This is a genomic window from Burkholderia sp. Ac-20344, assembly GCF_017104975.1.
Classification (GTDB): Bacteria; Pseudomonadota; Gammaproteobacteria; order Burkholderiales; family Burkholderiaceae; genus Burkholderia.
In genome coordinates, this window is sequence record NZ_JAAGPP010000030.1 from 19,702 (window position 1) to 42,023 (window position 22,322).

General features: G+C 68.3%; 19 protein-coding genes and 1 pseudogene. 10 read left to right on the plus strand and 10 right to left on the minus strand.

Going from position 1 to position 22,322, the window contains the following annotated elements; all coding sequences use genetic code 11:
• Positions 1-88: 88 nt before the first annotated feature.
• Both G3N64_RS12715 and G3N64_RS12720 read left to right on the plus strand, forming a co-directional pair.
• Positions 89-1,060 carry an ornithine cyclodeaminase family protein gene (locus G3N64_RS12715; protein WP_205784306.1) on the plus strand — a complete coding sequence of 324 codons (972 nt, stop codon included), beginning with the start codon at positions 89-91 and terminating at the stop codon, positions 1,058-1,060.
• 22 nt (positions 1,061-1,082) lie between these two features.
• A complete protein-coding gene (locus G3N64_RS12720; RefSeq protein WP_205784307.1) occupies positions 1,083-1,805 on the plus strand; it encodes an HAD-IA family hydrolase in 723 nt (240 codons plus the stop codon).
• A 128-nt stretch (positions 1,806-1,933) separates the two neighbouring features.
• On the opposite strand, the gene G3N64_RS12725 is transcribed toward G3N64_RS12720, so the two are convergent.
• The gene (locus G3N64_RS12725) at positions 1,934-2,551 is read right to left on the minus strand and encodes a glutathione S-transferase family protein (RefSeq protein ID WP_205784274.1); all 618 of its coding nucleotides are present in this window, start codon (positions 2,549-2,551) and stop codon (positions 1,934-1,936) included.
• Positions 2,552-2,639: 88 nt separating this feature from the next.
• Positions 2,640-3,008, minus strand: a complete 369-nt coding sequence (locus tag G3N64_RS12730) for a hypothetical protein (protein ID WP_205784275.1) — start codon at positions 3,006-3,008, stop codon at positions 2,640-2,642.
• Between the two features lie 81 nt (positions 3,009-3,089).
• Between G3N64_RS12730 and G3N64_RS12735 the strand changes: the two genes are divergently transcribed.
• Positions 3,090-3,557: a MarR family transcriptional regulator gene (locus G3N64_RS12735; RefSeq protein ID WP_205784276.1), complete on the plus strand. Its 468-nt coding sequence runs from the start codon at positions 3,090-3,092 to the stop codon at positions 3,555-3,557.
• 135 nt (positions 3,558-3,692) lie between these two features.
• Positions 3,693-4,454: an isocitrate lyase/phosphoenolpyruvate mutase family protein gene (locus tag G3N64_RS12740; RefSeq protein WP_205784277.1), complete on the plus strand. Its 762-nt coding sequence runs from the start codon at positions 3,693-3,695 to the stop codon at positions 4,452-4,454.
• Positions 4,455-4,598: 144 nt separating this feature from the next.
• On the opposite strand, the gene G3N64_RS12745 is transcribed toward G3N64_RS12740, so the two are convergent.
• Complete coding sequence (locus G3N64_RS12745) at positions 4,599-5,810, minus strand: MFS transporter (protein WP_205784278.1); 1,212 nt, start codon at positions 5,808-5,810, stop codon at positions 4,599-4,601.
• A gap of 70 nt (positions 5,811-5,880) precedes the next feature.
• On the opposite strand from G3N64_RS12745, the gene G3N64_RS12750 reads away from it, so the two are divergent.
• Positions 5,881-6,930 carry an AraC family transcriptional regulator gene (locus G3N64_RS12750; RefSeq protein ID WP_205784279.1) on the plus strand — a complete coding sequence of 350 codons (1,050 nt, stop codon included), beginning with the start codon at positions 5,881-5,883 and terminating at the stop codon, positions 6,928-6,930.
• A gap of 91 nt (positions 6,931-7,021) precedes the next feature.
• Here the strand turns inward: G3N64_RS12750 and G3N64_RS12755 are convergent, their stop codons facing one another.
• Together G3N64_RS12755 and G3N64_RS12760 are read right to left on the minus strand one after the other, a co-directional pair.
• Complete coding sequence (locus tag G3N64_RS12755) at positions 7,022-7,189, minus strand: hypothetical protein (RefSeq protein WP_205784280.1); 168 nt, start codon at positions 7,187-7,189, stop codon at positions 7,022-7,024.
• Positions 7,190-7,245: 56 nt separating this feature from the next.
• Positions 7,246-9,153 (minus strand): DUF3857 domain-containing protein, encoded by a 1,908-nt coding sequence (locus tag G3N64_RS12760; protein WP_205784281.1) that lies wholly within the window; start codon positions 9,151-9,153, stop codon positions 7,246-7,248.
• A gap of 366 nt (positions 9,154-9,519) precedes the next feature.
• On the opposite strand from G3N64_RS12760, the gene G3N64_RS12765 reads away from it, so the two are divergent.
• The 3 genes from G3N64_RS12765 to G3N64_RS12775 all read left to right on the plus strand — a co-directional run bounded on the left by G3N64_RS12765 (position 9,520) and on the right by G3N64_RS12775 (position 10,261).
• Positions 9,520-9,705 (plus strand): hypothetical protein, encoded by a 186-nt coding sequence (locus G3N64_RS12765; protein ID WP_205784282.1) that lies wholly within the window; start codon positions 9,520-9,522, stop codon positions 9,703-9,705.
• Positions 9,706-9,781: 76 nt separating this feature from the next.
• The gene (locus tag G3N64_RS12770) at positions 9,782-10,057 is read left to right on the plus strand and encodes a hypothetical protein (RefSeq protein WP_205784283.1); all 276 of its coding nucleotides are present in this window, start codon (positions 9,782-9,784) and stop codon (positions 10,055-10,057) included.
• A 45-nt stretch (positions 10,058-10,102) separates the two neighbouring features.
• Positions 10,103-10,261, plus strand: a complete 159-nt coding sequence (locus tag G3N64_RS12775; protein WP_205784284.1) for a hypothetical protein — start codon at positions 10,103-10,105, stop codon at positions 10,259-10,261.
• 156 nt (positions 10,262-10,417) lie between these two features.
• On the opposite strand, the pseudogene G3N64_RS12780 reads toward G3N64_RS12775, so the two are convergent.
• A pseudogene (locus tag G3N64_RS12780) lies at positions 10,418-11,082 on the minus strand (amino acid transporter); the annotation flags it as partial.
• Positions 11,083-11,728: 646 nt separating this feature from the next.
• Here G3N64_RS12780 and G3N64_RS12785 point away from each other — a divergent pair.
• Entirely contained in the window at positions 11,729-12,592 is an 864-nt protein-coding gene (locus G3N64_RS12785; RefSeq protein ID WP_205784285.1) for a crotonase/enoyl-CoA hydratase family protein, read from the plus strand.
• A gap of 48 nt (positions 12,593-12,640) precedes the next feature.
• On the opposite strand, the gene pdeR is transcribed toward G3N64_RS12785, so the two are convergent.
• The 4 genes from pdeR to G3N64_RS12805 form a co-directional block, all read right to left on the minus strand.
• Positions 12,641-14,644 carry a cyclic di-GMP phosphodiesterase gene (gene pdeR, locus G3N64_RS12790; protein ID WP_205784286.1) on the minus strand — a complete coding sequence of 668 codons (2,004 nt, stop codon included), beginning with the start codon at positions 14,642-14,644 and terminating at the stop codon, positions 12,641-12,643.
• Positions 14,645-15,217: 573 nt separating this feature from the next.
• Positions 15,218-18,862 (minus strand): hydantoinase B/oxoprolinase family protein, encoded by a 3,645-nt coding sequence (locus G3N64_RS12795; RefSeq protein WP_205784287.1) that lies wholly within the window; start codon positions 18,860-18,862, stop codon positions 15,218-15,220.
• 119 nt (positions 18,863-18,981) lie between these two features.
• On the minus strand, positions 18,982-20,280 hold the full coding sequence (locus tag G3N64_RS12800) for an MFS transporter (RefSeq protein WP_205784288.1): 1,299 nt from the start codon (positions 20,278-20,280) through the stop codon (positions 18,982-18,984).
• Positions 20,281-20,370: 90 nt separating this feature from the next.
• Positions 20,371-21,144, minus strand: a complete 774-nt coding sequence (locus tag G3N64_RS12805; RefSeq protein WP_174952266.1) for a putative hydro-lyase — start codon at positions 21,142-21,144, stop codon at positions 20,371-20,373.
• A gap of 205 nt (positions 21,145-21,349) precedes the next feature.
• On the opposite strand from G3N64_RS12805, the gene G3N64_RS12810 reads away from it, so the two are divergent.
• Entirely contained in the window at positions 21,350-22,282 is a 933-nt protein-coding gene (locus tag G3N64_RS12810; RefSeq protein WP_205784289.1) for a LysR family transcriptional regulator, read from the plus strand.
• Positions 22,283-22,322 lie beyond the last annotated feature (40 nt).

The following is a 22,322-nucleotide window of genomic DNA, read 5'->3' on the forward strand; positions in this document are numbered from 1 at the left end:
GCCCCTTCGACGAATTGACTATTTGTCCAAATATGGACAAACTTTAAACAACCCCGATTTGCCCGGCGCCGAAAGCGCTTGCCCGAACATGCCGACAGACGCCCAACTCCTGCTTCTCGACCGCGATACCGTCGCGCCCGCCCTCCAGGCCGCGCAAGTGACGGCGGCCGTTCGCGAAGCCTTCGTGCTGCATAGTCAACGGGCCGGACGCGTGTTCCCGGTGGTGCGCGAGAAACTGCACACCGGCGGCGTGTTCGGCATCAAGTCGGGCGATGTCGCGAATCAGGATCTGCTCGGTTTCAAGGCGGCCGGATTCTGGCCCGGCAACCGCGGGCTCGGCGGCGAACCGCATCAGGCCACCGTCGCGCTGTTCGACCCGGCCACGGGCCGACCGCTGTGCATCATGGACGGCAATGCGATCACCACCGCGCGAACCGGCGCCGCCGGCGGCCTCGGTCTGCAACTGCTCGCGCGTCGCGACAGCGCGCGAATCTGCGTGTTCGGCACGGGCGTGCAGGCGCGCGTCCAGCTCGATTACGCGCTCGGGCTGCTGCCGCAACGGTGCACCGTGCAGTACGTGAACGTCAGCGGCGAGCCCGACCCGGTGTTCGAATCGGCCTTCCGGGAACGATGCACGATCGGCGTCGCGCGCGACCGGAACAACGCGGTGGCCGATAGCGACGTGGTCATCACGGCAACGCCTGGCGGCGGCGCGCTGTTCGACGCGGATGCGGTCCAGCCGGGCACCCACCTGACCTGCGTCGGCGCCGACACCGCCGGCAAGCGGGAGCTGCCGGCAGGCGTGCTGGAACGCGCGCGGATTGTCGTGGACGATCACGATCAGGCGCGCAGCATCGGCGAGTGCCAGTGGGCACCGGATTTGCCACGCACGGAAATCGGTGACATCCTCGCCGGAACCGCGTCGGTCGACCGTGCGCCGCACGAGATCACCGTCTTCGACATGACCGGGCTCGCGCTTCAGGACCTGACCGTCGCACGCTTCCTGTATCGGCAGGCTCTGGAAAATGGCACCGGAATCTCCATTCCGTGGCCCTGGTAAACGAAACTCCCCGTCAATCGCCATGCGTCTCACCAAAGTTTCCGCCCTCTCATTCGACCTGGACGACACCCTGTGGCCGTTCGGGCCGTCCGTGGTACGGGCCGAAGGGGAGCTTCGCACGTGGCTGATCGAGCACGCGCCCGGTACCGAGAGTGTGCTGCCCACGCAGCAGGCACTGAGCGATTTGCGTGAGGAATACGAACGATTGTGCCCCGAGCTCGCTGGTGACTTCCGTGCAATGAGAATCGGATCGATCCGGCTTGCGCTGGAACGTGCGAACGAAAACGTCGCGCTCACCGAGCGTGCGTACGCGGCCTTCTTTGCCGCGCGCAACCGGGTCGAATTCTATGAAGATGCGTTGCCGGCGCTCGCGTGGTTGAGCGCGAGGTTTCCGTTGATCGCGGTGACCAACGGCAACGCGGATCTCCGGCTGACCGGCGGCGGCGAATTCTTTCGTACGACGCTCAGCGCGCAGGTGTTCGGCGTCGCGAAGCCTGAGCCCGGGATATTTCATGCCGCGGCGGAGACGCTCGATGTGCGGCCGGCGGAATTGCTGCATGTCGGCGACGACTACCACCTCGATATCGTCGGCGCATTGAACGCGGGGCTTCAGGCAGCGTGGGTGGTGCGCGATACGCATCCGGAAGCGGAGCGTGTGCAGCAGCAGGCCGCGACGCCGCACGTCACGCTCAGCGACCTGTCGATGCTGTGTCGCATGCTCGGCGGGCCTGACGACGTGGTGTGAGCACCTGCGTGCGCCGCGTTCGCGACGCACGCTTCACCATCCTGAAACGCGGCGAGACTGCCGCTCGCCGACTGCGCACACGCAGCGGTCGGCCATGCCGATGCAACGCATGACCGGCTGCCGCCCGTTCACGCCGCCTTGCGCGCGTCCGCGATCCGCTGCGGCGCCTTCGGCCGCGCATACAACCGTTCGAGATAAGCACGCAATTGCGGGAACGGTTCGATCAGGTTGCACTCGCCCGCCCAGTCGATCAGGTAAGCCGTCACGCAATCGGCCACCGTCAGCGTGTCGCCGACGATGAACTCGCGCCCTTCGAGATGCTTGTCGAGGATCGCGGCCATCGTCTTGAAATCCTCGCGCGCCAGCTCGATATCGGCCGGCGAACGCTTCTCCGGCGGATAGATGAACGAGTGCCGCGTGATCCGCCACAGCGGCTGCTCGAGCTCCGTCACCGCGAACATGACCCACCGATAGGCCTGCGCGCGCAGCGCCGGATCGACCGGCAGCAGCGCCTTCTCCGGGTACTTGTCCGCGAGATACAGCACGATCGCGGCCGATTCGGGAATCACGAGATCGCCGTCCACCAGCACGGGCACCTTGCCGGCCGGATTGAGGCGCAGGAATTCGGGCCGCTTGTGCTCGCCCTGGAGCAGGTTCACCGAGATGAACTCGAAATCGGCATCCAGCTCTTTCAGCCCCCACAGCGCGCGTTGCGAGCGGGTGCCGGCAAATCCGTAAAGCTTCATCGCCAGTCTCCATCCAGAATGTCGGGAAAACGTCCGCATGTCGGCTACCGCGCGTCGCCGATACACGACGCCTGGCCTCGCTCGTCGTTCACGCGCCGGGAATCGCCAGCACCGGCATCACGTCGATCGCCACGCCGGGAAACAGCGTGAAATGCGGATGGCCCTCGAACAGCGCGGCCGCGGCTTCGTGCGAGGCCGCCCGCACGACGGTAAAGCCGCTCATCGCGTTCGCCGTGTCCGTGACGCCGGCGGCATCGATGGTCTTCGTCTTGCCGAGCGGCCCGCCCATCTCGACGATTGCATCGCGATGCCGGTCGACCCATGCATGCCATGCGGCGATGCCGTCGCGCTCGCGCGCGCGGCGCGCCTCTTCCGGCAGCGCCATCCACGCCTTCATGGCGGGGCTATCCTTGGTCCCGAGAAATACCGCGAGATACAACTGCTGTTGAGCACTCATGCTGTCTCCTCCGATGACGGACGCGACGGGCTGCCGCGCCCCGACCTTGACAAGATAGGTTGATATCAACACAATTGTAACATGGCACGAAAAGAAAAGCTCCCTTTCGAAACGACGCTGATGGTGCGCGATTGCTGCCTGTGCCTGCACATGCAGCGCGCGGCGCGCAATCTTGCGCGGATCTTCGACGACGTGCTGCGCCCGCTGGATCTCACCAACGGCCAGTTTTCGCTGCTGATGTCGCTGAACCGGCCCCGGCCGGCGCCGATGAAATCGGTCGCGGCGCTGCTCGCGATGGACCGCACCACGCTCACGGCCGCGCTCAAGCCGCTCGAGCGGCGCGGCCTCGTCACGATCATGCAGGATCCGGACGACCGGCGCAGCCGCCTGCTCGAACTGACGCCGGCCGGCCAGGACCTGCTGGCCGAAGCGTTTCCACTGTGGCAGCAGACTCACACCGAGATCGAACGGCCGTTCGCGCCGGGGGAAGTCGATCAGTTGCGCGGCCAGCTGCGCGCGCTGTCGGTCGATCCGGCCGCGCGTGACTGAGCCTGCGCGCGGCAGGTCGCTCGACTCCTGCCATGCCTTGTCAGTTGTCATCGGACGAATCCCTCGCGGCGCCCGATTCGGTGGCAATATCGCTCGGCACGACAACCGATCCGATATTCACAAGGAGGGACGAGCATGGGCAACAACGAGAAGGGCGCGTATTTCCGGTCGCTTCACCGCGCGGGCCAGCCGCTGGCGCTGTTCAACGTGTGGGACGCCGGCAGCGCGCGCACGGCGGCCGACGCAGGCGCAGTCGCGCTGGCCACCGGCAGCTGGTCGGTCGCGGCAGCCAACGGTTTCGTCGACGGCGAGCAGATGCCGCGCGCGCTCATGATGGAAGTGCTCGAGCGGATCGCGCGTGCCACGGACCTGCCCGTCACCGTCGATCTCGAAAGCGGGTACGGCGAGCAGCCGGAGGATGTGGCCGAGACGATCGCGCTCAGCATCGAAGCCGGCGCGATCGGCTGCAATCTCGAAGACAGCTTCCCGGCGACGGGCGAATTGCGCGACGTCGATGAAGCGGCCGCCCGTCTCGCAGCAGCACGACAGGCGGCCGATCGCGCGGGCGCCGACTACTTCATCAACGCGCGCACCGACGTGTTCTTCAAGGCGCCGGCCGACACGCACGACGAGCGCCTGCTCGACGCGACGCTGGCCCGCGCACGCGCGTATGCTGCGGCCGGTGCCGACGGCCTGTTCGTGCCCGGGCTGCGCGCTCCCGCGCTCATCCGCACGCTGACGGCCGCGTCGCCGCTACCGGTAAACGTGATGCGCGTCGCGGAAACGCCGACGCTCGCCGACTTCGCGGAATACGGCGTGGCCCGCATCAGTCACGGGCCGTATCCGTACCTGCAGGCGATGAAGACGCTGGCGGAGATGGTCAGGCAAGGCGGCTGACGCGCGTTTGGTCGTGGTACGGGGCGGGCCGGCCACGAGGAGGACCATCACAGGTCGCCGGGCTTTTCCCAGACCTTGCATCGAACCAAGCGCTTCCCGAAACCGGTGCGCTGAGCGGCGGGCCGGGCGGCCCGCCGCTGCAAGTCATTCCGCCAGCGCGGACACCACGCCGACACGCTTCGGCACGCCGGTCACGATCGTCGCGACCGCGACGGCCAGCACGACGGCTGCCGCAACGAACACGCCGGCCGCCCCGTTTGCATCGAACACGACGCCGCCGGCCGCCGCGCCCGTCGCGATCGCGAGCTGGATCGCCGCGACGATCAGCCCGCCCGCGCTCTCGACCTCATCGGGCACGGTGCGCGTGACCCACGTCGACCACGCGACAGGCACGCCGCCGAACGCCATCCCCCACAACGCGACGAGCACCGCATCGACCATCGGCGCGCGGCCGAGCACGACGAGCGCGATGCCGAGCACGACCATCAGCGCGGGCATCCCGATCAGCATCGGCCGCAACCGGTGTTCGAGCACGCGGCCCGCGAGCGACGTGCCGACGAAGTTCGCGATGCCGTAGCCGAGCAGGATCGCCGACAACCCGTTCACGCCGACGCCCGCGACCTGTTCGAGGAACGGCCGCAGGTACGTGAAGAACGCGAAATGCCCGGTGAACACGAGGATCGTCGCGAACATCCCGAGGCCGACGGTCGGCCGGCGCAGCACGTCGATCAGCGTGCGCAGCCGCGTCGTGCCGCTCGGCGGCATCGACGGCAGCGTGACGACCTGCGACACGAACGCGATGCCGCCGAGCACGGCCGCGATCAGGAACACGTTGCGCCAGCCGATCAGGTGACCGAAGTAGCTGCCCATCGGCGCGGACGCGATCGTCGCGACCGCCACGCCGCTGAAGATGATCGACAGTGCGCGCGGCACCATCGCCGTCGGCACGAGCCGCATCGCGGTGGCCGTCGCCATCGTCCAGAAGCCGCCGAGCGCGATGCCGAGCACGACGCGGCCGATCAGCAGCATCGTCAGGTTGGGTGCGAACGCGACCGCCAGATTCGATGCGACGAGCAGCACCGAGAACACGAGCAGCACGCGCCGCCGGTCGATCGTGCGCGTCAGCGCCGAGATCAGCAGGCTCGTGACGAGCGCGACCGTCGCGGTGGCCGTGACGGCCTGCCCGGCCACGCCTTCGGTCACGCCGAGACTGTCGGCCATCGGCGTCAGCAGGCTCGCGGGCAGGAATTCCGCCGTGACGAGCCCGAAGACGCCGAGCGTCATCGCGAATACCGCACCCCAGGCCGGTTCGCGGGGGGCCGCCGTCGAGGCGGCCGAGGAAATTCCGGGATTCATGCGTGGTTCCGTGTCGGTTAGGGAAAATACTGATGACGGCGTATCGTAAGGAACCACGGCAGGACGGTCTATGACATACAATCCGTTCTTGTTGATCGATCGTCCGAATCTCGATATGTCCGAGCCCCTGCTTCCGCCCATCCCCGACGTGCACGACCTCGTCAGCGAGTTGCTGCTGGGGATGCGCCTGAGCGGCGTCCAGTACCGCCGCATCCAGGTCGCGCGGCCGTTCGGGCTGAATTTCGGCCAAGAGACGGGCCGCGCGCAGTTCCATTTCGTCGGGCGCGGGCCCGTGCTGCTCCGCGACGCATCGGGCGACACGATGCGGCTCGAGGCCGGCGACGCGATCCTGCTGCCGCACGGCGGCATGCATGCGCTGGTGTCGGACCCCGATGCGCCGTGCCGCGAGATCAACGGCTTCGAGGTCGCGAAGATCTGCGATACGGTGGCGTCGGTGGCGTCGGCCGGTGCGTCGCCCGCCAGTTGCGCGACGACCGAGCCGGGGGCCGGCGATGCGCTGATCTTCAGCGCGTGCATGGAGCTCGATCTCGGCGGCATGCAGCCGCTCGTCGGCACGATGCCGGAGTTCATGCACGTCGGCACGCTGCTCGCGCGCTACCCGGAAATCCGCCCGATGCTCGACGCGATGGAGCGCGAAGCGTGCTCGGCGCGCGCGGGCTTCGCGGGCATCCTTGCGCGGCTCGCGGATGTGGTCGCGGCGTTCATCGTGCGCGGCTGGGTCGAGTGCGGATGCGGCGACGCGACGGGCTGGGTGCAGGCGCTGCGCGAGCCGAAGCTCGGCCGCGCGATCGTCGCGCTGCATCGCGACCCGGGCCGCAACTGGAGCGTGGCGGAACTCGCGACCGAAGCAGGCGTGTCGCGCTCGGTATTCGCCGAACGCTTTCTCGCGGCCACCGGGATGACGCCGGTGCGCTACCTGACCGAGCTGCGGATGCGGCTCGCCGCGCAATGGATCACGCGCGATCACGAGACGATCGAGGCCGTCGCGTACCGGCTCGGCTACGGGTCGCTCGCCGCATTCAGCCGCGCGTTCAAGCGCGTGGTGGGCAAGCCGCCGGGCGCCATGCGCGCGGACGGCGAGGTGCGTGTCGACGCGTAATGCGTGACGTGTCGCGCGTCACGCTTTACGTGTGATACCGGCCGCAGCCGCCAAGCGTCGCTCAAATCGCCGCCTCGATTGATGGCAGCGCTCAACCGTTGCGCGCTTCCAGCTTGTCGATCAGCGCCGTCGCGCACTGCACGGCAAGCGCCGCGCACTGCTCCATATCCACGACCGCACCGCTGGCGATGGTGCCCTGCACGATCCGGCCCAGCAGTTCCTTCGAGAGATCGGCGATCTCGTGATCCCGTTCCGTCATGATGTCCCTCCTGCGCGTCGACCGACGACATCGACGCGCTCACTTCCCCTGCCCGTTCAACGCCCTTTCGCCCGCACGACGATCTGCGCCTGCGTGTCGCGTTCGATCCGTTCGAGCGACGCGCGCAGTGCCGTGAATTCGTCCGGCGTACACACCTGACGGCCGAACGCCGCCGTCATCCGCCGCGTGACCTGCACGACGCGCGCGGCCGCGTCGAATACGTAATGCGACGTGAAGTCGACGAAGCGGTCGTGCACGGCCGTATCGGCCGGCAGGTCGGTCACCGCGACGTCGGCCGGCAGTGCGATCTGGCCGGTCTCGTCGAACGTGCCGCCGATGCAGCCCCACGGCTGCGTGCGCACGGGTTCGGCCAGCCAGCTCTCGACCTGCGTCGCGATGCCGCCCGTCAGGCTCGACAGCGCGGGCAACGCAGTCGTGCCGTCGGGCCACACGAAATGATCGAGCGTACCCGAGAACGTCACGTCGAACGGCCCGCCGGTCACGCGCCGGTCGCTGGTCGACAGTTGTGCGCGGCCGCGCAAGCCGCTTTGCCGCAGACGGTTGTTCGCGAGCTGCGCGACGAGGTCGGGCGTCGCGCGGCGAAACAGGTTGCGCTCGAGTTCGGCCGTCCAGCCGTCGTCCTCGATGTACGCGTGAAAACGCGTGCCCCCCGGCCCGGCCGCATCGATCTCGACCCGCGCGATGCGGCCGCGCGGCTGCGTGGCCGGCGTGCGCGACAGCACGCCCGTGTCGACGAGCAGCGCGGGACGGTCCATCACGATCGGCGGCAGATAGCCGAACGCGATGCCGGCCGTCGTCGTATCCGCATAGCGTTCGAGATCGGGCAGCCACGTGATCGCGTGGTTGATCGCACCGCCGCCGTAACCCGGCACCGACGGCAGCGTGTAGACGGAGCCGAGATTGAGCAGCACCGGTTCGCTGCGGATGCCGACCGCCGCGAGCAGCGCGCCGAACAGCGCGACATGATCCTTGCAGTCGCCGTAGCGGTTGCGCAGGATGTCCGTGACGCGATGCGGCGCGGCGGCCGTTTCGCCGAGAAACAGCCCGACGTAGCGGATGTTCGCCTGCACCCAGTCGTACAGGATGCGCGCCTTGTCGCGCGGATCGGCAGCGCCCGCGGTGAGCGCACGCGCCAGCTGCGCGACGGCCGGATCGTCCGCGCCCGGATCGACGGCCGCGTTGCGGTAGCGCGCGGCGAACGCCGCGTAGTCGGGCAGCGTCGACACGACGAGCCGGTCGCCGTAGGTCGGGTACCCGACCGCGCCGCTCTCGATGCGGTCGTACGGGCCGTGCCGGTAGTCGAATTCGTAGCGCGTGCGGCCGTTCGCGGTAACCGGCGGCAGCGCGACGTAGCCGCGCGCCTCCGCGTACAGCGGCATGTCGGCCGGCACGTCGAAGATCAGCCGCTGGCTGTCGACCGGCTCGCGCGACGGCTCCACGGTGTAGCCGAAGTAGCCGCGGTTGACCGGCTTCGTGCGGGTCTTGCGAAACGCCACGCGCGTGCTCGACCCGGCTTCGACGCCAGGAAACACGACGGTGCGCAACAGCCCGTCCTGGAACGTCGGTGCGCCGGCCGAACGCGGTTCCTGCACGTCGCGGATGCCGTCCGCGCCGACCGGATGCGCGACACCGTCGCGGCCGATCGTCTCGGCCGCGAGCAGGTCCACCTTCTCGAGATTCTTGTCGAACCACACGTAGCGCTGCGCGACCGCGTCGATGCCGTTCGCGTTGTTCGCGCGCAGCGTCGAATCGTCGTGCTCGTCGAGCGAACCATCGTGCTGGATCACGAATTCGTGGACATCGCTGACGAGCGTGACGGGCGCGTCGCCGCCCGTGTCGAGTGCGTTGCCGGCGTCGCGCACATCGGCCTTGGCCGCGCCGACGCCGAGCGCGATGACACAGGCGAGCAGGCGACCAGTCCATCGGGAAGGAAAAAGCACCACGTCGAAGCTCTCCGCGCGCTCGTTGCCGGGCGCCAGGGCCGCGCGCCGGCGCGGACGGTTCGATCCGCATGACGCGCACATGACGGCTCGCACGCCGCGTGCCGGTCGTGCGAACCAGTGTGGGTGACGTGCCGGCGAGCGTCAAGCCGCGCGGCGGCAAGCCGGCCGCGCGATGCAGCGAGCTCGCCAGGCGTCCATCGCCCGCTTCGCCACGCCGGCATGCCGCCCCTGCGCCCCCTATCCCGCGCGAGAGGGCCTTTTTTGCATCACGTCGCGACATATAATTCATTCAGATCATCCTCGCGTGCGACGTCGACGGAATGTGCCCTGCCGGACACGACACGCCAGCATGGGGAAGGAGGCATCATGGCGGTCATCAATAGCGACTTCGAAGTGGGTTACCTCGTGATCGCGTTCACGCTGCTGGGCCTGATCCTGTTCGGCGCACTGCTGACGGCGCTGCATCTACGGTGGCATCCGAGACTGATCGGCGCCGCGATCGGTGCGTTGCTCGGCATCGCGCTGATCGAAGCGATACCGATGCTGACGTGAGTACGGCCCGGCGCCCATTCGTCCGATCACGCGCCGCGCGGGGTCGGAACGACCGGCGCCTGCCGCGGGCGCCGTCGTGGCTTCGCCGCTCTGCCTGACCTATCGCCAGGGCGGGATGCGCGCGGTCCGGCTCGTCGACCCTGTGGCCGGCGAAAGGCTCGAACGCGGTGCGCCATGCAAGCCGCTCACCGTCGTGGTCCGGCACGGTGCCGGCGGATGCCACGAAGCGTACTTGCCCGCCCCGAAGCATCACGTGTTCCGCAACGACGCGGATGCGGCCAGGATCTCGATCTCGCTGGCCAAGCGCTTCATCGACACGCTACTCGCCGGCACGCTCATGCCCGCCGGCTGACGGCCGGTCGCGGCGCCCTTCGTCCCTCGACATCCCGGAGGCGACATGGAAAACGGTATCGTCCAGATCCTCGTGCTGCTCGCACTGCTCGTGTTCGCGGTGCTGTTCTTCACGGCCGGGCGCAGTCGCGACCGCACGCGCGACAAACTGCTGCACCGGCCCGCACGACGCTCGTCACGCTCGCATACGCATCGTCATCCGTAATCGCGCAATTGCACCGCACAAGAAACCGGCCGGCGGCATGCGCGATGCGCGCCTGCACACCCCACATCACGATATCGGGTGCGGCGCAGGGCCGAAACGTGATCGGCATCGTCATGTCCCTTGGTCGTCATCTGGCGCGGAACATGACGTGCACCGCTACCCGACATTCATCGGCAGCAACACCCTCTGCTTGCCCTCGACATGCAGCCGCGCCTGCCGCTCGACGGGCGTCGGGTTGTGCAGCCAGGCCGTGAGGAAATTCACGCACCGGAAGATCAGCTTGCTCGCGAAGCACACGGCGTTCGGATACGCGTCGAGCGTCGACGACGCGAGGTTCATGAATTCGACGACGGGATTCGTGCCGAACGCGATCCGGTAGTCGGCTGCGATACCGTGGTGGCGGCAGTGCGCAACATAGCAATCGAGCGCTTCGGCGATCGTGTGCCGCAGCCGCTCGAGGTGTTCGTGACCGTCGTACGCCTTCGCATCGACTTCGCCGACCGCGAGGAAGATCACGTTGCGGAAGTGCCCGGGAAACAGCTGGTTGCGCCACAGCAACGCGTGCATGCTCGCGCCACGATGCTTGCCGACCAGCAGCACGGCTGTCGGCTGAGACGGATCGGGCTTGCCCGCGCGGTGGCCTCGTCGACTTCGGGCGGCTTGCCCGAGAACAGTTCGTCTTCCTTGGCGAGCTGCGCCCACGTCTAGGCGTAGCGGCGGTTGATCATGAAGCACAGCGCGATCACCGCGCTCGTCACGAGCACCGTGCGCCACCCGCCCGCCGTGAACTTCCCGGCCAGCGTGATGACGAGTACGGTAGCCGCCGTCGCCCGCGCGAGGAACGCTTCTTCCGGGCCGTAGCACGACGACGACAGGCCGTCGGCATCGAGCCCGGCCCAGGCCAGCAGCCGCGTCACGGCGATCGCATGCCGCGTGCGCGGATCGAGCGGGTCGAGCGGCTTTCCGACGAGCAATTGCCACCTCTTCTGAAACGTGGTCATGGTTCCCTCCCGGCACGCCCGGCGCCACACGCTGCGTGATCCTTAAAAACTGATCGACGCACGAGCGCAGCGCCAGTCCGCATCTTCCATGGGGGCCGCACGGCAGCCCGGCACCGCTTTCAGCGTGTAAGCGAGCAACGCCGGCGGCTACGCGCCGGATCGGCCGTTTGCGCGCGGTCGCGCAATGCAGCGAACCTGCGCCGGCTACCTTCCCGATCCTGCCCGCCCGGCCCGTTGCACCCGCCACCGCCGCCCGACACCGGCACGCCCCGCTCGCCGCCACCTTCCCCGTCCGCATGGACCCGATCGGCACCGGCGTCCCGGTCGTGCGTTGTTCCCCGCAATTCGACTTTTGTGTGCGCGCAACAATGGCGATGCCTCGCGCACGGCGTCCTGTGGGACACCCGTCTCGCGCTCGGAGCCGGGCACGACGGTCTTCGAAAACCACATCTCACGAGGACATACCATGCAACTCCAATCCCATCCCGCGTGCCGCCCGTTTTATGAAGCCGGCGAACTCACGCAACTGACTGCCTTTTACGAAGAAGGACGTAACGTCATGTGGATGATGCTGCGATCGGAGCCGCGGCCGTGCTTCAACCAGCAACTCGTTACAGACATCATCCATCTCGCGCGCGTCGCACGCGACTCGGGCCTGCCGTTCGACTTCTGGGTGACGGGCTCGCTCGTCCCCGAGTTGTTCAACGTCGGCGGCGACCTGAGCTTTTTCGTCGACGCGATCCGCAGCGGCAAGCGTGACCTGCTGATGGCCTATGCGCGCTCGTGCATCGACGGCGTGTACGAGATCTACACGGGCTTCGGCACCGGGTCGATCTCGATCGCGATGGTCGAAGGCAGCGCGCTCGGTGGCGGCTTCGAGGCCGCGCTCGCGCATCACTACATGCTCGCGCAGAAGGGCGTGAAGCTCGGGTTCCCCGAGATCGCGTTCAACCTGTTCCCGGGCATGGGCGGCTATTCGCTCGTCGCGCGCAAGGCCGATCGGGGTCTCGCGGAGCAACTGATCGCGACCGGTGAAGCGCACGCGGCCGAGTGGTACGAGGATCGCGGCCTGATCGACGAGACGTTCGACGCGGGCGACGCGTATCTCGCGACGCGCACCTTCATCGACGTGATGAAGCCGAAGCTGAACGGCGTGCGCGCGATGCTGCGCGCGCGCGAGCGGGTGTTCCAGCTGTCGCGCTCCGAGCTGATGGACATCACGGAAGCCTGGGTGCATGCGGCGTTCACGATCGAGCCTAAGGATCTCGCGTATATGGAACGCCTCGTGATGCTGCAGAACCGGCGCGTGTCGAAGCTGCGCACGGTGTAACGCGACGGGCGCCGCCGCTTGCCGGCGGCGCCTGTTCTTGAACGAAGCTCAGGCGATCAGCCTGAGCTTCCTCGTCTCCGCGAGCCAGGCCTCGAATGCCGGTGCCGGCATCGGGCGCGCGTAGTAGTAGCCCTGCGCGTGACCGACGTCGAGCTGCTTGAGGAATTCGGCTTCCGCATGCGTTTCGACGCCTTCGGCGATCACCGCGAAATTCAGCGCCTTCGCGAGCGACACGACCGAGCGCACCAGCGCCTGCGAGCGCGGATTGCGGTCGATGCCCGTGATGAAGCTGCGGTCGAGCTTGATCGCGTCGAGCGGCAGGCGCGACAACTGCGACAGCGACGAATAGCCGGTGCCGAAATCGTCGAGATGGATCTCCGCGCCGAGCTGGCGGAACTGCCGCATCAGCCCGTTCGCCGAATCCTCGTCCTCGATGAAGCAGCTCTCGGTCAGCTCGATGTCGAGCAGGCCGGGCTTCAGCCCCGCGGCGTCGAGGATCGACGCCATCTGGTGCACGATGTTCATGTCCTGCAACTGCCGCGCGGACACGTTCACCGCGATCCGGATGCAGAGCCCCTTCGCCTTCCACGCGGCGGCCTGCGCGGCCGCGGTGCGCATCACCCAGCGCCCGAGCGGTGCGATCAGGCCCGACTCCTCCGCGAAGCGGATGAACTCGATCGGCGCGACGAGCCCGCGGTCGGGCGACTGCCAGCGGATCAGCGCCTCGACGCCGTGCACGTCGCCGGTCGCGATATCGACGACCGGCTGGTAGTGCAGCACGAACTGCTCCTCTTCGAGCGCCTTGCGCAGGTTCGTGTCGAGCCACATGTACTTCGCGACCTTCTGGTTCATCTCCAGCGAAAACACGCGGTACGTATGCTTGCCCTCTTCCTTCGCGACGTACATCGCGGTATCCGCGCTGCGGATCAGCGTCTCGAGCGAATCGCCGTGCTGCGGATGCATCGCGATGCCGATCGAGCAGCTCGTGTAGACCTCCATCAGCCCGAGATGGATCGGCGTGCGCAGCCGTTCGAGAATGATCTGCGCGGTCGCCTCGAGCAGCGGCCGCGTGCCGTGCTCGAACAGCACGAGGAATTCGTCGCCGCCGAGCCGCGCGAGCGTCGCGCCGGACGGCAGGCAGCCGCTGATGATCGTCGACACGTCCTGCAGCAGCCGGTCGCCGGTGATGTGCCCGTAGTGATCGTTGACGCGCTTGAAGTTGTCGAGATCGAGGAACAGGATGCCGACCTGCCCGCGCGACGCGGCGGTCTCCGCGGCGATCGCCGCGTGGATGCGCTCGCTGATCGCATGGCGGTTCGGCAGCCCGGTGAGCACGTCGGTGTTCGCGAGCTCGATGAGCCGCTGCTGCGCGCTGCGCTCCTCGGTGATGTCGATGCCCGAGCAGATCAGGAACTGCTCGTCGACGCCGCTGCCGCTCTGCACGAACTTGTTGCGGAACTGGAACAGGCGCGGCCCGTTGACCGTGTTGATGTAGCGCTCGACCGCGAACGAGTGGTTGCTCGCGAAAAAGCCCGTGATGTTGGTGCGCGACTGCGCGCCCTGCTCCGGACTCATGAACAGCTCGAACGCACTGCGGCCGATCACGTCGACCTCGCGCTTGCCCGTCACTTCCTCGCACAGGTGGTTGAAGCGCTGCACCCTCCCGTTGCGGTCGAGGATCACCACGAGCGAATTCACTTCGGACACGACCTGCTCGGCAAACGCGAGCCCGTGCGCGAGATCGACCGCGACGGATTCGGCATCGGAATAGGCGGACGCCGTGCCGGCCCAGTTCGTCGTGTCGACCTTCCTGCCGACGAGATGGAGCCTGACCGGTTCGCCGAACAGCGTGATGTCGAGCACGAGGTGCGACGTCACGCCGGTCAGCGCGCGGATGCGCTCGGCCTGTTCGCCCGTCAGTGCGACGGCGACGTTGGTCAGGCCGCGGACGGCCGCCAGTTCGAGGGCATTGCTGTCGCTGCCGAGACGCCAGCAGGGGCTGCGCGTACCGACATGCGCCTCGAGCACCGCGCTATCGTTTTCGTCATCCATGGAGACGCCCCGATCCAGAAAAAACGCACAGTGTAGACGGAGGCGAGCCGGCCGGCCGCCCCTCCAGGCCGCGCGTCGCGCGCTCCCGGCAGGGCAATCGTGATTGCCGTGAATGGGCCTCGTCCCGTACTTGTTTCCAGCTAATGCGACCGGCGTTCGCGCGTCATGCGCGCAGGTTCTGCCTAACGAATGATGAGAGCCATCTTATCAAATGACGATCAGATTTGGCACTCACATTTAGAACCGAGTGTCAAGGAATCGGGACTCGATTGGCAAGCCGGATTTTTCATGATTGGCAGCCTGCGCAATCGCGGATGCGGCCGTGCGCAACAGGCCGGGCGGGACAGGCTGAATGCCCCGCCGGGCGGGCGTTTGCGGGTGATTCCAGAATACGGGGACAGCGCTGTGGCCGGCCCGTGGCGACAGGGTCGGATCGCATGCCGGCGGCCCGACTTTCCGTCATTTTTTGATTCCGTTCGTGCGTTAATGCGCGGCTTTATTCCACAGTCCGTTGCAATTCCGCCGCACGCCCGTGCAGGCGCCCTCCATGGCCGCCCGCGCCGGTCGCGCAACTCAGCTTGCCGTGCCGTATCCGCCGCCGCCCGGCGTCTCGACGACGAACACGTCGCCCGGCGCCATCTGCGCGCGGCCGATATGGTCGAGCGCCTCGACCGTGCCGTCCGCGCGCTCGATCGTGTTGCGGCCAAGCGCGCCCGCGTCGCCGCCCGCCGCGCCGAACGGTGCGTGGATCCGGTTGTTCGACAGGATCGACGCGGTCATCGGCTCGAGGAAGCGGATCCGCCGCACCGCGCCGTCGCCGCCGCGCCAGCGCCCGCCGCCGCCCGACCCGGCGCGGATCCGGTGCGAGTCGAGCCGCACCGGGTAACGCCATTCGAGCACCTCCGGATCGGTGAGCCGCGAGTTCGTCATGTGCGTCTGCACCGCGCCGACGCCCGCGAAGCCGTCGCCGGCACCGCTGCCGCCCGCAATCGTCTCGTAGTACTGGTAGCGATCGTTGCCGAATGTGAAGTTATTCATCGTTCCCTGGCTCGACGCGACGCAGCCGAGCGCGCCGTACAGCGCGTTGGTGATGGCCGACGACGTCTCGACGTTGCCCGACACGACCGCCGCCGGATATTCGGGGTTCAGCATCGAGCGAGGCGGCACGATCACCGTGAGCGGCTTCAGGCAGCCGGCGTTCAGCGGGATGTCGTCGCCGACCAGCGTGCGGAACACGTACAGCACGGCGGCCATGCACACGGCCTTCGGCGCGTTGAAGTTGTTGTCGAGCTGCGCGGACGTGCCCGTGAAATCGATCTCCGCGCGCCGCGCCGCCCGGTCGACGCGAATCGCGACGCGGATCTCCGCGCCGTTGTCGAGCGGGTAGCGGTACGCGCCGTCCTGCAGCGCGCCGATCACGCGCCGCACGGCTTCTTCCGCGTTGTCCTGCACGTGCCCCATGAACGCGAGCACGACATCGCGGCCGAACTGCGCGACCATCCGGCGCAGCTCGTCGACGCCCTTCTGGTTCGCGGCGACCTGCGCGCGCAGGTCGGCCATGTTCTGCTCGACGTTGCGCGCCGGGTAGCGGCCCGACGCAAGCAGCGCGCGGGTTTGAGCATCGCGCAGCGTGCCGGCCGACACGAGCTGCCAGTTGTCGATCAGCACGCCCTCCTCGTCGATATGCGTCGAATCGGGCGGCATCGAGCCCGGCGTCGTGCCGCCGATGTCCGCGTGGTGGCCGCGCGAGCCGACGTAGAACAGCGGCGTGGCCGAGCCGTCCGCGAACACCGGCGTGATGACGGTCACGTCCGGCAGGTGCGTGCCGCCGTGATACGGGTCGTTCAGCATGAACACGTCGCCGTCGCGCATGCGGCCGCGGTTGCGCTCGATCACCGTGCGGATGCTCTCGCCCATCGAGCCGAGGTGCACCGGCATGTGCGGCGCGTTCGCGATCAGGTTGCCGTCGCCGTCGAAGATCGCGCACGAGAAGTCGAGGCGCTCCTTGATGTTCACCGAGTACGCGGTGTTCTGCAGCCGCAGCCCCATCTGCTCCGCGATCGACATGAACAGGTTGTTGAAGATCTCGAGCCGCACCGGGTCGGCGTCGGTGCCGAGCGAGCGGCGCGTCGGCAGCGGCGTCGTGCGCGTCAGCACGAGGTTGCCCTGCGCGGTCATCTGCGCGCGCCAGCCGGGCTCGACGACGGTCGTGCCGTTCTTCTCGGCGACGATCGCCGGGCCGTCGATCGCGTCGCCCGCCAGCAGCGTGTCGCGCACGTAGAGCGCCGCGTCGCGCCATTGGCCGCTGGAATAAAAGCGCACCGCGGAATGCGCGCGCAGTGCGGCATCGTCGCCGGCGCCGCGCGGCGCGAGCGGCGCGATCTCCACCGGCGCGTCGGAGCGGCCGATCGCCTCGACCGACGCGAGCTCGGCGACGAGCGGCGTGCCGGGCATCAGGAATGCGTAGCGTTGCCGGTACGCGGCCTCGAACGCCTGCTGCATCGCGGCCACGCTGCCGGCCGGCACGTCGAGCGCCGAATCGGTGCCCTGGTAGCGCAGATGCACGCGCCGCTCGGTCGCGATCCGCTCCGGCGGCACACCCTGTTCGAGCAGCGCGCCGGCGGCCTCGTCGGCCAGCCGGTCGAGCGCGGCATTCAGCGCCGGCAACGACGCGTCGGACAGCACGGCCTCGACCGCGCGCTCGCGCATCGCCGTCTGGTCGGCGAGGCCCATCCCGTACGCGGACAGCACGCCCGCGAGCGGATGCGCGAACACCTGCGTCATCCCGAGCGCGTCGGCCACGCCGCATGCGTGCTGGCCGCCTGCACCGCCGAACGTCGTCAGCACGTAGCGCGACACGTCGTGGCCGCGCTGCACGGAAATCTTCTTGATCGCGTTCGCCATGCTGCCGATCGCGATTTCCAGGAAGCCTTCGGCCAGCGCCTCGGGCGTCTCGCGCCGCCCGGTCGCCGCGTGGATCTCGTCGGCGAGCGCCGCGAACTTCGCAGCCACGCCGTCGCGGTCGAGCGGCTCGTTCGCATGCGGGCCGAACACGCGCGGGAAATGATCGGGCTGGATCTTGCCGAGCATCACGTTGCAGTCGGTCACCGTCAGCGGGCCGCCGCGCCGGTAGGCGGCCGGCCCCGGGTTCGCGCCGGCCGATTCGGGCCCGACGCGCAGCCGCGCGCCGTCGAAGCCGAGCACCGAGCCGCCGCCGGCCGCAACCGTATGGATGCTCATCATCGGCGCACGCATCCGCACGCCGGCCACCTGCGTCTCGAACACGCGCTCGAACTCGCCGTGGTAGTGCGACACGTCGGTCGACGTGCCGCCCATGTCGAAGCCGATCACGCGCTCGAAGCCGGCCGCCTGCGCGGCGCGCACCATCCCGACGATGCCGCCGGCCGGGCCCGACAGGATCGCGTCCTTGCCCTGGAACGCGTCGGCGCGGGTCAACCCGCCGCTGCTCTGCATGAACTGCAGGTTCACGCCCGGCATCTCGTGCGCGACCTGCTCGACATAGCGGCGCAGGATCGGCGACAGGTACGCGTCGACCACGGTCGTATCGCCGCGCGACACCATCTTCATCAGCGGCGACACCTCGTGCGACACCGAGACCTGCGTGAAGCCGATGCGGCGCGCCAGGTCCGCCAGCGCACGTTCGTGCGCGGTGTAGCGATAGCCGTGGATCAGCACGATCGCAAGCGCCCGAACGCCCGAGTCGAACACGCGGCGCAGCGATGCCTCGGCACCCTGCGCATCGAACGGCACGACGATGTCGCCGTGCGCGCCGATGCGTTCGTCGATCTCGACGACGGTCTCGTACAGCGCATCGGGCAGCACGATGTCGAGATCGAACAGGCGCGGCCGGTTCTGGTACGCGATGCGCAGCACGTCGCGAAAGCCGCGCGTCGTCGCGAGCGCGGTGCGTTCGCCCTTGCGTTCGAGCAGCGCGTTGGTCGCGACCGTCGTGCCCATCTTCACCATGTCGACGCGTTCGGGCGTGATCGGCTCGCCGGCCGCGAGGCCGAGCAGGTGGCGGATCCCGGCCACGGCCGCATCGCGATACTGCTCGGGGTTCTCCGACAGCAGCTTGTGCGTGACGAGCGTGCCGTCGGGCCGGCGCGCAACGATGTCGGTGAAGGTGCCGCCGCGGTCGATCCAGAATTGCCAGCGCGCAGCGTCGGAGGGAACGGGGGAAAGGTGTCGGTCAGTCATGATGTCGGGTCGATGCGTCGTTGAATCGAGGGACGAGCGCCGCCGCACGGCGCGCGTCGCGCGCCGTGTCACGGGGTCGATGAAAGGGGAAGAAAACGAAGGGCGGAGCGCCCCGCCGCTTACGCGGCGTCGAGTTCGCGGCCGCGTGTCTCGGGCAGCGTCAGCGCGGCGACGATCACCACGCCGTACGCGGCGACCGCGAAGATGCCGATGCTCGTGCCGAGCCCGTATTGCTTGGACAGCGCGCCGATCAGGAACGGGAACAGCGCACCGATCGCGCGGCCCACGTTGTAGCAGAAGCCCTGGCCGGAGCCGCGCACGCGGGTCGGGAACAGCTCGGTGAGGAACGCGCCCATCCCCGAGAAGATGCCCGATGCGAAGAAGCCGAGCGGGAAGCCGAGCCACAGCATCGACGCGTTGGTCAGGTTCAGCGACGTGTATGCGAACGCGATCACCATCGAGCCGACCGCGAACAGGATGAAGTTCGGCTTGCGGCCGAGGCGGTCGGTCAGGTACGCGCTCGTCAGGTAGCCGACCCACGAGCCGAAGATGATCATCGCGAGATAGCCGCCGGTGCCCATCACCGTGAGGTGACGCTCGGTCTTCAGGAAGGTCGGCAGCCACGTCGTGATCGCGTAGTAGCCGCCCTGCGCGCCGGTCGTCAGCAGTGCCGCGCGCAGCGTCGTCGTGATCAGCTTCGGCGCGAAGATCTCGGTGAGGCGCGGCGCATCGGCCACTTGCGCCTGCGCGGCCTTCTCCTTCTCGTAGACGTCCGGCTCCTTCACGTAGCGGCGGATCGCGACGACCAGCAGTGCGGGCGCGAGGCCGACGAGGAACAGCGCGCGCCACGCCTGCTCGGCCGGCAGCACCGAGAACAGCAGCGCATACAGCAGCGCGCACAGCCCCCAGCCGATCGCCCAGCCCGACTGCACGAGGCCGACCGCCCTGCCGCGGTCGCGCGCGCGGATCACTTCGCCGATCAGCACCGCGCCGGCCGTCCATTCGCCGCCGAAGCCGAAGCCCATCAGCGCGCGCGCCGCGAGCAGCTGGTGGTAGTTCTGCGCGAGCCCGCACAGCGCGGTGAACACGGCGAACCACAGCACGGTGAGCTGCAGCGTGCGCACGCGGCCGATCCGGTCGGACAGGATGCCGGCGATCCAGCCGCCGGCCGCCGACGCGAGCAGCGTGATCGTGCCGATGAAGCCCGCATCCGCGAACGAGATGCCCCAGGTCGCGACGAGCGTCGGGATCACGAACGACAGCATCTGCGTGTCCATCCCGTCGAGCATGTAGCCGACCTTGCAGCTCCAGAACGCGCGGCGCTCGCGCGGCTGCGCGTCCGCGTACCACGAGAACAGGCCGTTGCGCTCGGGGCTCGCGGGCTCCGCGGCGTTCGCCGCGAGGGTCTTGCTTTCCATGGTGGTGCTCCTGTCGTTATGCGCCGTCAAATGGTTGTCGGGTGGTCGCGCGTGCGGCGTGTCGTGCGGGTCGGTTGTCGTCGTCCGGGCTCAGAACACGGCCAGCGACGCGTTCGTGATGTCGGTCATCAGCATGTGGCCGGGCGTATGCGCGATCGCGATCGGCAGCTTCGCGTCCATCAGCGCGGTTTGCGGGGTCACCCCGCACGCCCAGAACACCGGCAGCTCGCCGTCGCGGATCGTCACCGCGTCGCCGAATTCGGGTGCGTTCAGGTCGGCAATGCCCAGCTCGCGCGGATCGCCGAGATGGATCGGCGCGCCGTGCACGCCCGGGAACCGGCTCGTGATCTGCACCGCGCGGATCGCGTCGGCGCCGCGCATCGGCCGCATCGACACGACGAGCTGGCCGCCGAAGATCCCCGCGCGGCGGTTCGGAATCGACGTGCGGTACATCGGTACGTTGCGCCCCTCCTCGACGTGGCGCAAGCCGATCCCTTCGCGGGCCAGCATGTCCTCGAACGAGAACGAGCAGCCGATCGCGAACACGACGAAATCGTCGCGCCACAGCGCTTCCAGCGATTCGACGCGCTCGGTCAGCCGGCCGTCGCGGTAGACGTTGTAGCTCGGCACGTCGGTGCGGATGTCGAGATCCTCGCCGAGCACGTCGACCCGGAACGCGCCCGGTTCGCCGACGCCCAGCAGCGGGCAGGCTTTCGGGTTCGCCTGACAGAAGCGCAGGAAATCGTGCGCGACCGCTTCGGGCAGGATCGCGAGGTTCGCTTGTGCATACGGGCCGCAGTGGCCGGCGGTCGGGCCGCGGAACGCGCCGTGGCGCACGGACTGGCGGAATTCGGAAGGCGTCATGAGATTCTGTCGCAGATCGGGATGTCGTCGGGATGACGGTGCCGTGTCATCGGATACGGCGAAGAATAGAAAAGAAAAAATTTTGTCGCCAACGAGTTTTTCTGCACTTCGTGTATAGAATTTCTTAACGGATCTTGGGGTTTTCCCCGGCTCCGTTCACTTTTCCTCACCGGCAAAGTGCGCGTCCACCCTCCGTCCGACCGCCATGAACACGCGTTTTCTCGAAACCTTCGTCACGCTTGCGAAGCTGCGCAACTTCCGCACGACGGCCGCCGCGCTGCACGCGACGCCGGCCGCGATCTCGCAGCGCCTGAAGGCGCTGGAGGACGAACTGCAGACGGTACTCGTCGACCGCGACAGCCGCGAATTCCGGCTCACGCCGAACGGCGAATACCTGCTCGGCTATGCGAAAGCCGTGGTCGAGGCGACGCAGGAGCTGCAGGCCGCCGCATCCGGCGAGAGCGCGCTGCGCGGCAAGCTGCGGCTCGGCGTGATCGAGACCGTCGTGCACAGCTGGCTGCCGCACTACATGCGCCGGCTGGCGGCCGACTATCCGCAGCTCGAAATCGACCTGACCGTCGACGTCAGCGTCGTGCTGCAGCGCCGGCTGATGGCCGGCGAGCTCGACCTGATCATCCGCGTGGAAGGCAGCGACGAGGCGTCGGTCGTGTGCGATGCGCTCGCGAACTATCCGGTGCGCTGGATCGCGCGCGCGGGGCTGCTGCCGAACACGCGCACGGGGCTCGCGCGGCAGGTGCTGCGGCAGCCGATTCTCACCTACGGGCGCGGGACGGCGCCCCACCGTGCGCTCGAGGATATCGTCCGCACGCTCGCGCACGCGCACGGCGTGCCGCTCGCGGAGACGCGCATCACGGGTTCGCCGTCGATCTCGGTGATCGTGCAGCTCGTGCGCGACGGGTTCGGCGTCGCGGCGATTCCTGTGCTGTTCGTCGATGCGTTGATCGAAAGCGGTGAAGTGGTCGAGCTGCCGCTGCAGCCTTCGCCGCCGTCGATCGTCGTGTCGATGTCGCGGCGGGCCGATGCGCCGCGGTTCGTGCATGGCGCGGCGATTGCGGCGCGGGCGGCATGTCACGAGTATTGCGAGAAGAGCAAGCGGTTGCTGGTTGAGGCGCTTTGAGGCGGTGCGGGCCGGGAGGTGGCCAGGCCGGGCATCCGGC

Excerpts from the sequence above, each read along its gene's own strand:
- G3N64_RS12715 (WP_205784306.1), top strand. The coding sequence starts at position 89 with ATGCCGACAGACGCCCAACTCCTGCTTCTCGACCGCGATACCGTCGCG.
- G3N64_RS12720 (WP_205784307.1), top strand. The coding sequence starts at position 1,083 with ATGCGTCTCACCAAAGTTTCCGCCCTCTCATTCGACCTGGACGACACC.
- G3N64_RS12725 (WP_205784274.1), bottom strand. The coding sequence starts at position 2,551 with ATGAAGCTTTACGGATTTGCCGGCACCCGCTCGCAACGCGCGCTGTGG.
- G3N64_RS12730 (WP_205784275.1), bottom strand. The coding sequence starts at position 3,008 with ATGAGTGCTCAACAGCAGTTGTATCTCGCGGTATTTCTCGGGACCAAG.
- G3N64_RS12735 (WP_205784276.1), top strand. The coding sequence starts at position 3,090 with ATGGCACGAAAAGAAAAGCTCCCTTTCGAAACGACGCTGATGGTGCGC.
- G3N64_RS12740 (WP_205784277.1), top strand. The coding sequence starts at position 3,693 with ATGGGCAACAACGAGAAGGGCGCGTATTTCCGGTCGCTTCACCGCGCG.
- G3N64_RS12745 (WP_205784278.1), bottom strand. The coding sequence starts at position 5,810 with ATGAATCCCGGAATTTCCTCGGCCGCCTCGACGGCGGCCCCCCGCGAA.
- G3N64_RS12750 (WP_205784279.1), top strand. The coding sequence starts at position 5,881 with ATGACATACAATCCGTTCTTGTTGATCGATCGTCCGAATCTCGATATG.
- G3N64_RS12755 (WP_205784280.1), bottom strand. The coding sequence starts at position 7,189 with ATGACGGAACGGGATCACGAGATCGCCGATCTCTCGAAGGAACTGCTG.
- G3N64_RS12765 (WP_205784282.1), top strand. The coding sequence starts at position 9,520 with ATGGCGGTCATCAATAGCGACTTCGAAGTGGGTTACCTCGTGATCGCG.
- G3N64_RS12775 (WP_205784284.1), top strand. The coding sequence starts at position 10,103 with ATGGAAAACGGTATCGTCCAGATCCTCGTGCTGCTCGCACTGCTCGTG.
- G3N64_RS12785 (WP_205784285.1), top strand. The coding sequence starts at position 11,729 with ATGCAACTCCAATCCCATCCCGCGTGCCGCCCGTTTTATGAAGCCGGC.
- pdeR (WP_205784286.1), bottom strand. The coding sequence starts at position 14,644 with ATGGATGACGAAAACGATAGCGCGGTGCTCGAGGCGCATGTCGGTACG.
- G3N64_RS12795 (WP_205784287.1), bottom strand. The coding sequence starts at position 18,862 with ATGACTGACCGACACCTTTCCCCCGTTCCCTCCGACGCTGCGCGCTGG.
- G3N64_RS12800 (WP_205784288.1), bottom strand. The coding sequence starts at position 20,280 with ATGGAAAGCAAGACCCTCGCGGCGAACGCCGCGGAGCCCGCGAGCCCC.
- G3N64_RS12805 (WP_174952266.1), bottom strand. The coding sequence starts at position 21,144 with ATGACGCCTTCCGAATTCCGCCAGTCCGTGCGCCACGGCGCGTTCCGC.
- G3N64_RS12810 (WP_205784289.1), top strand. The coding sequence starts at position 21,350 with ATGAACACGCGTTTTCTCGAAACCTTCGTCACGCTTGCGAAGCTGCGC.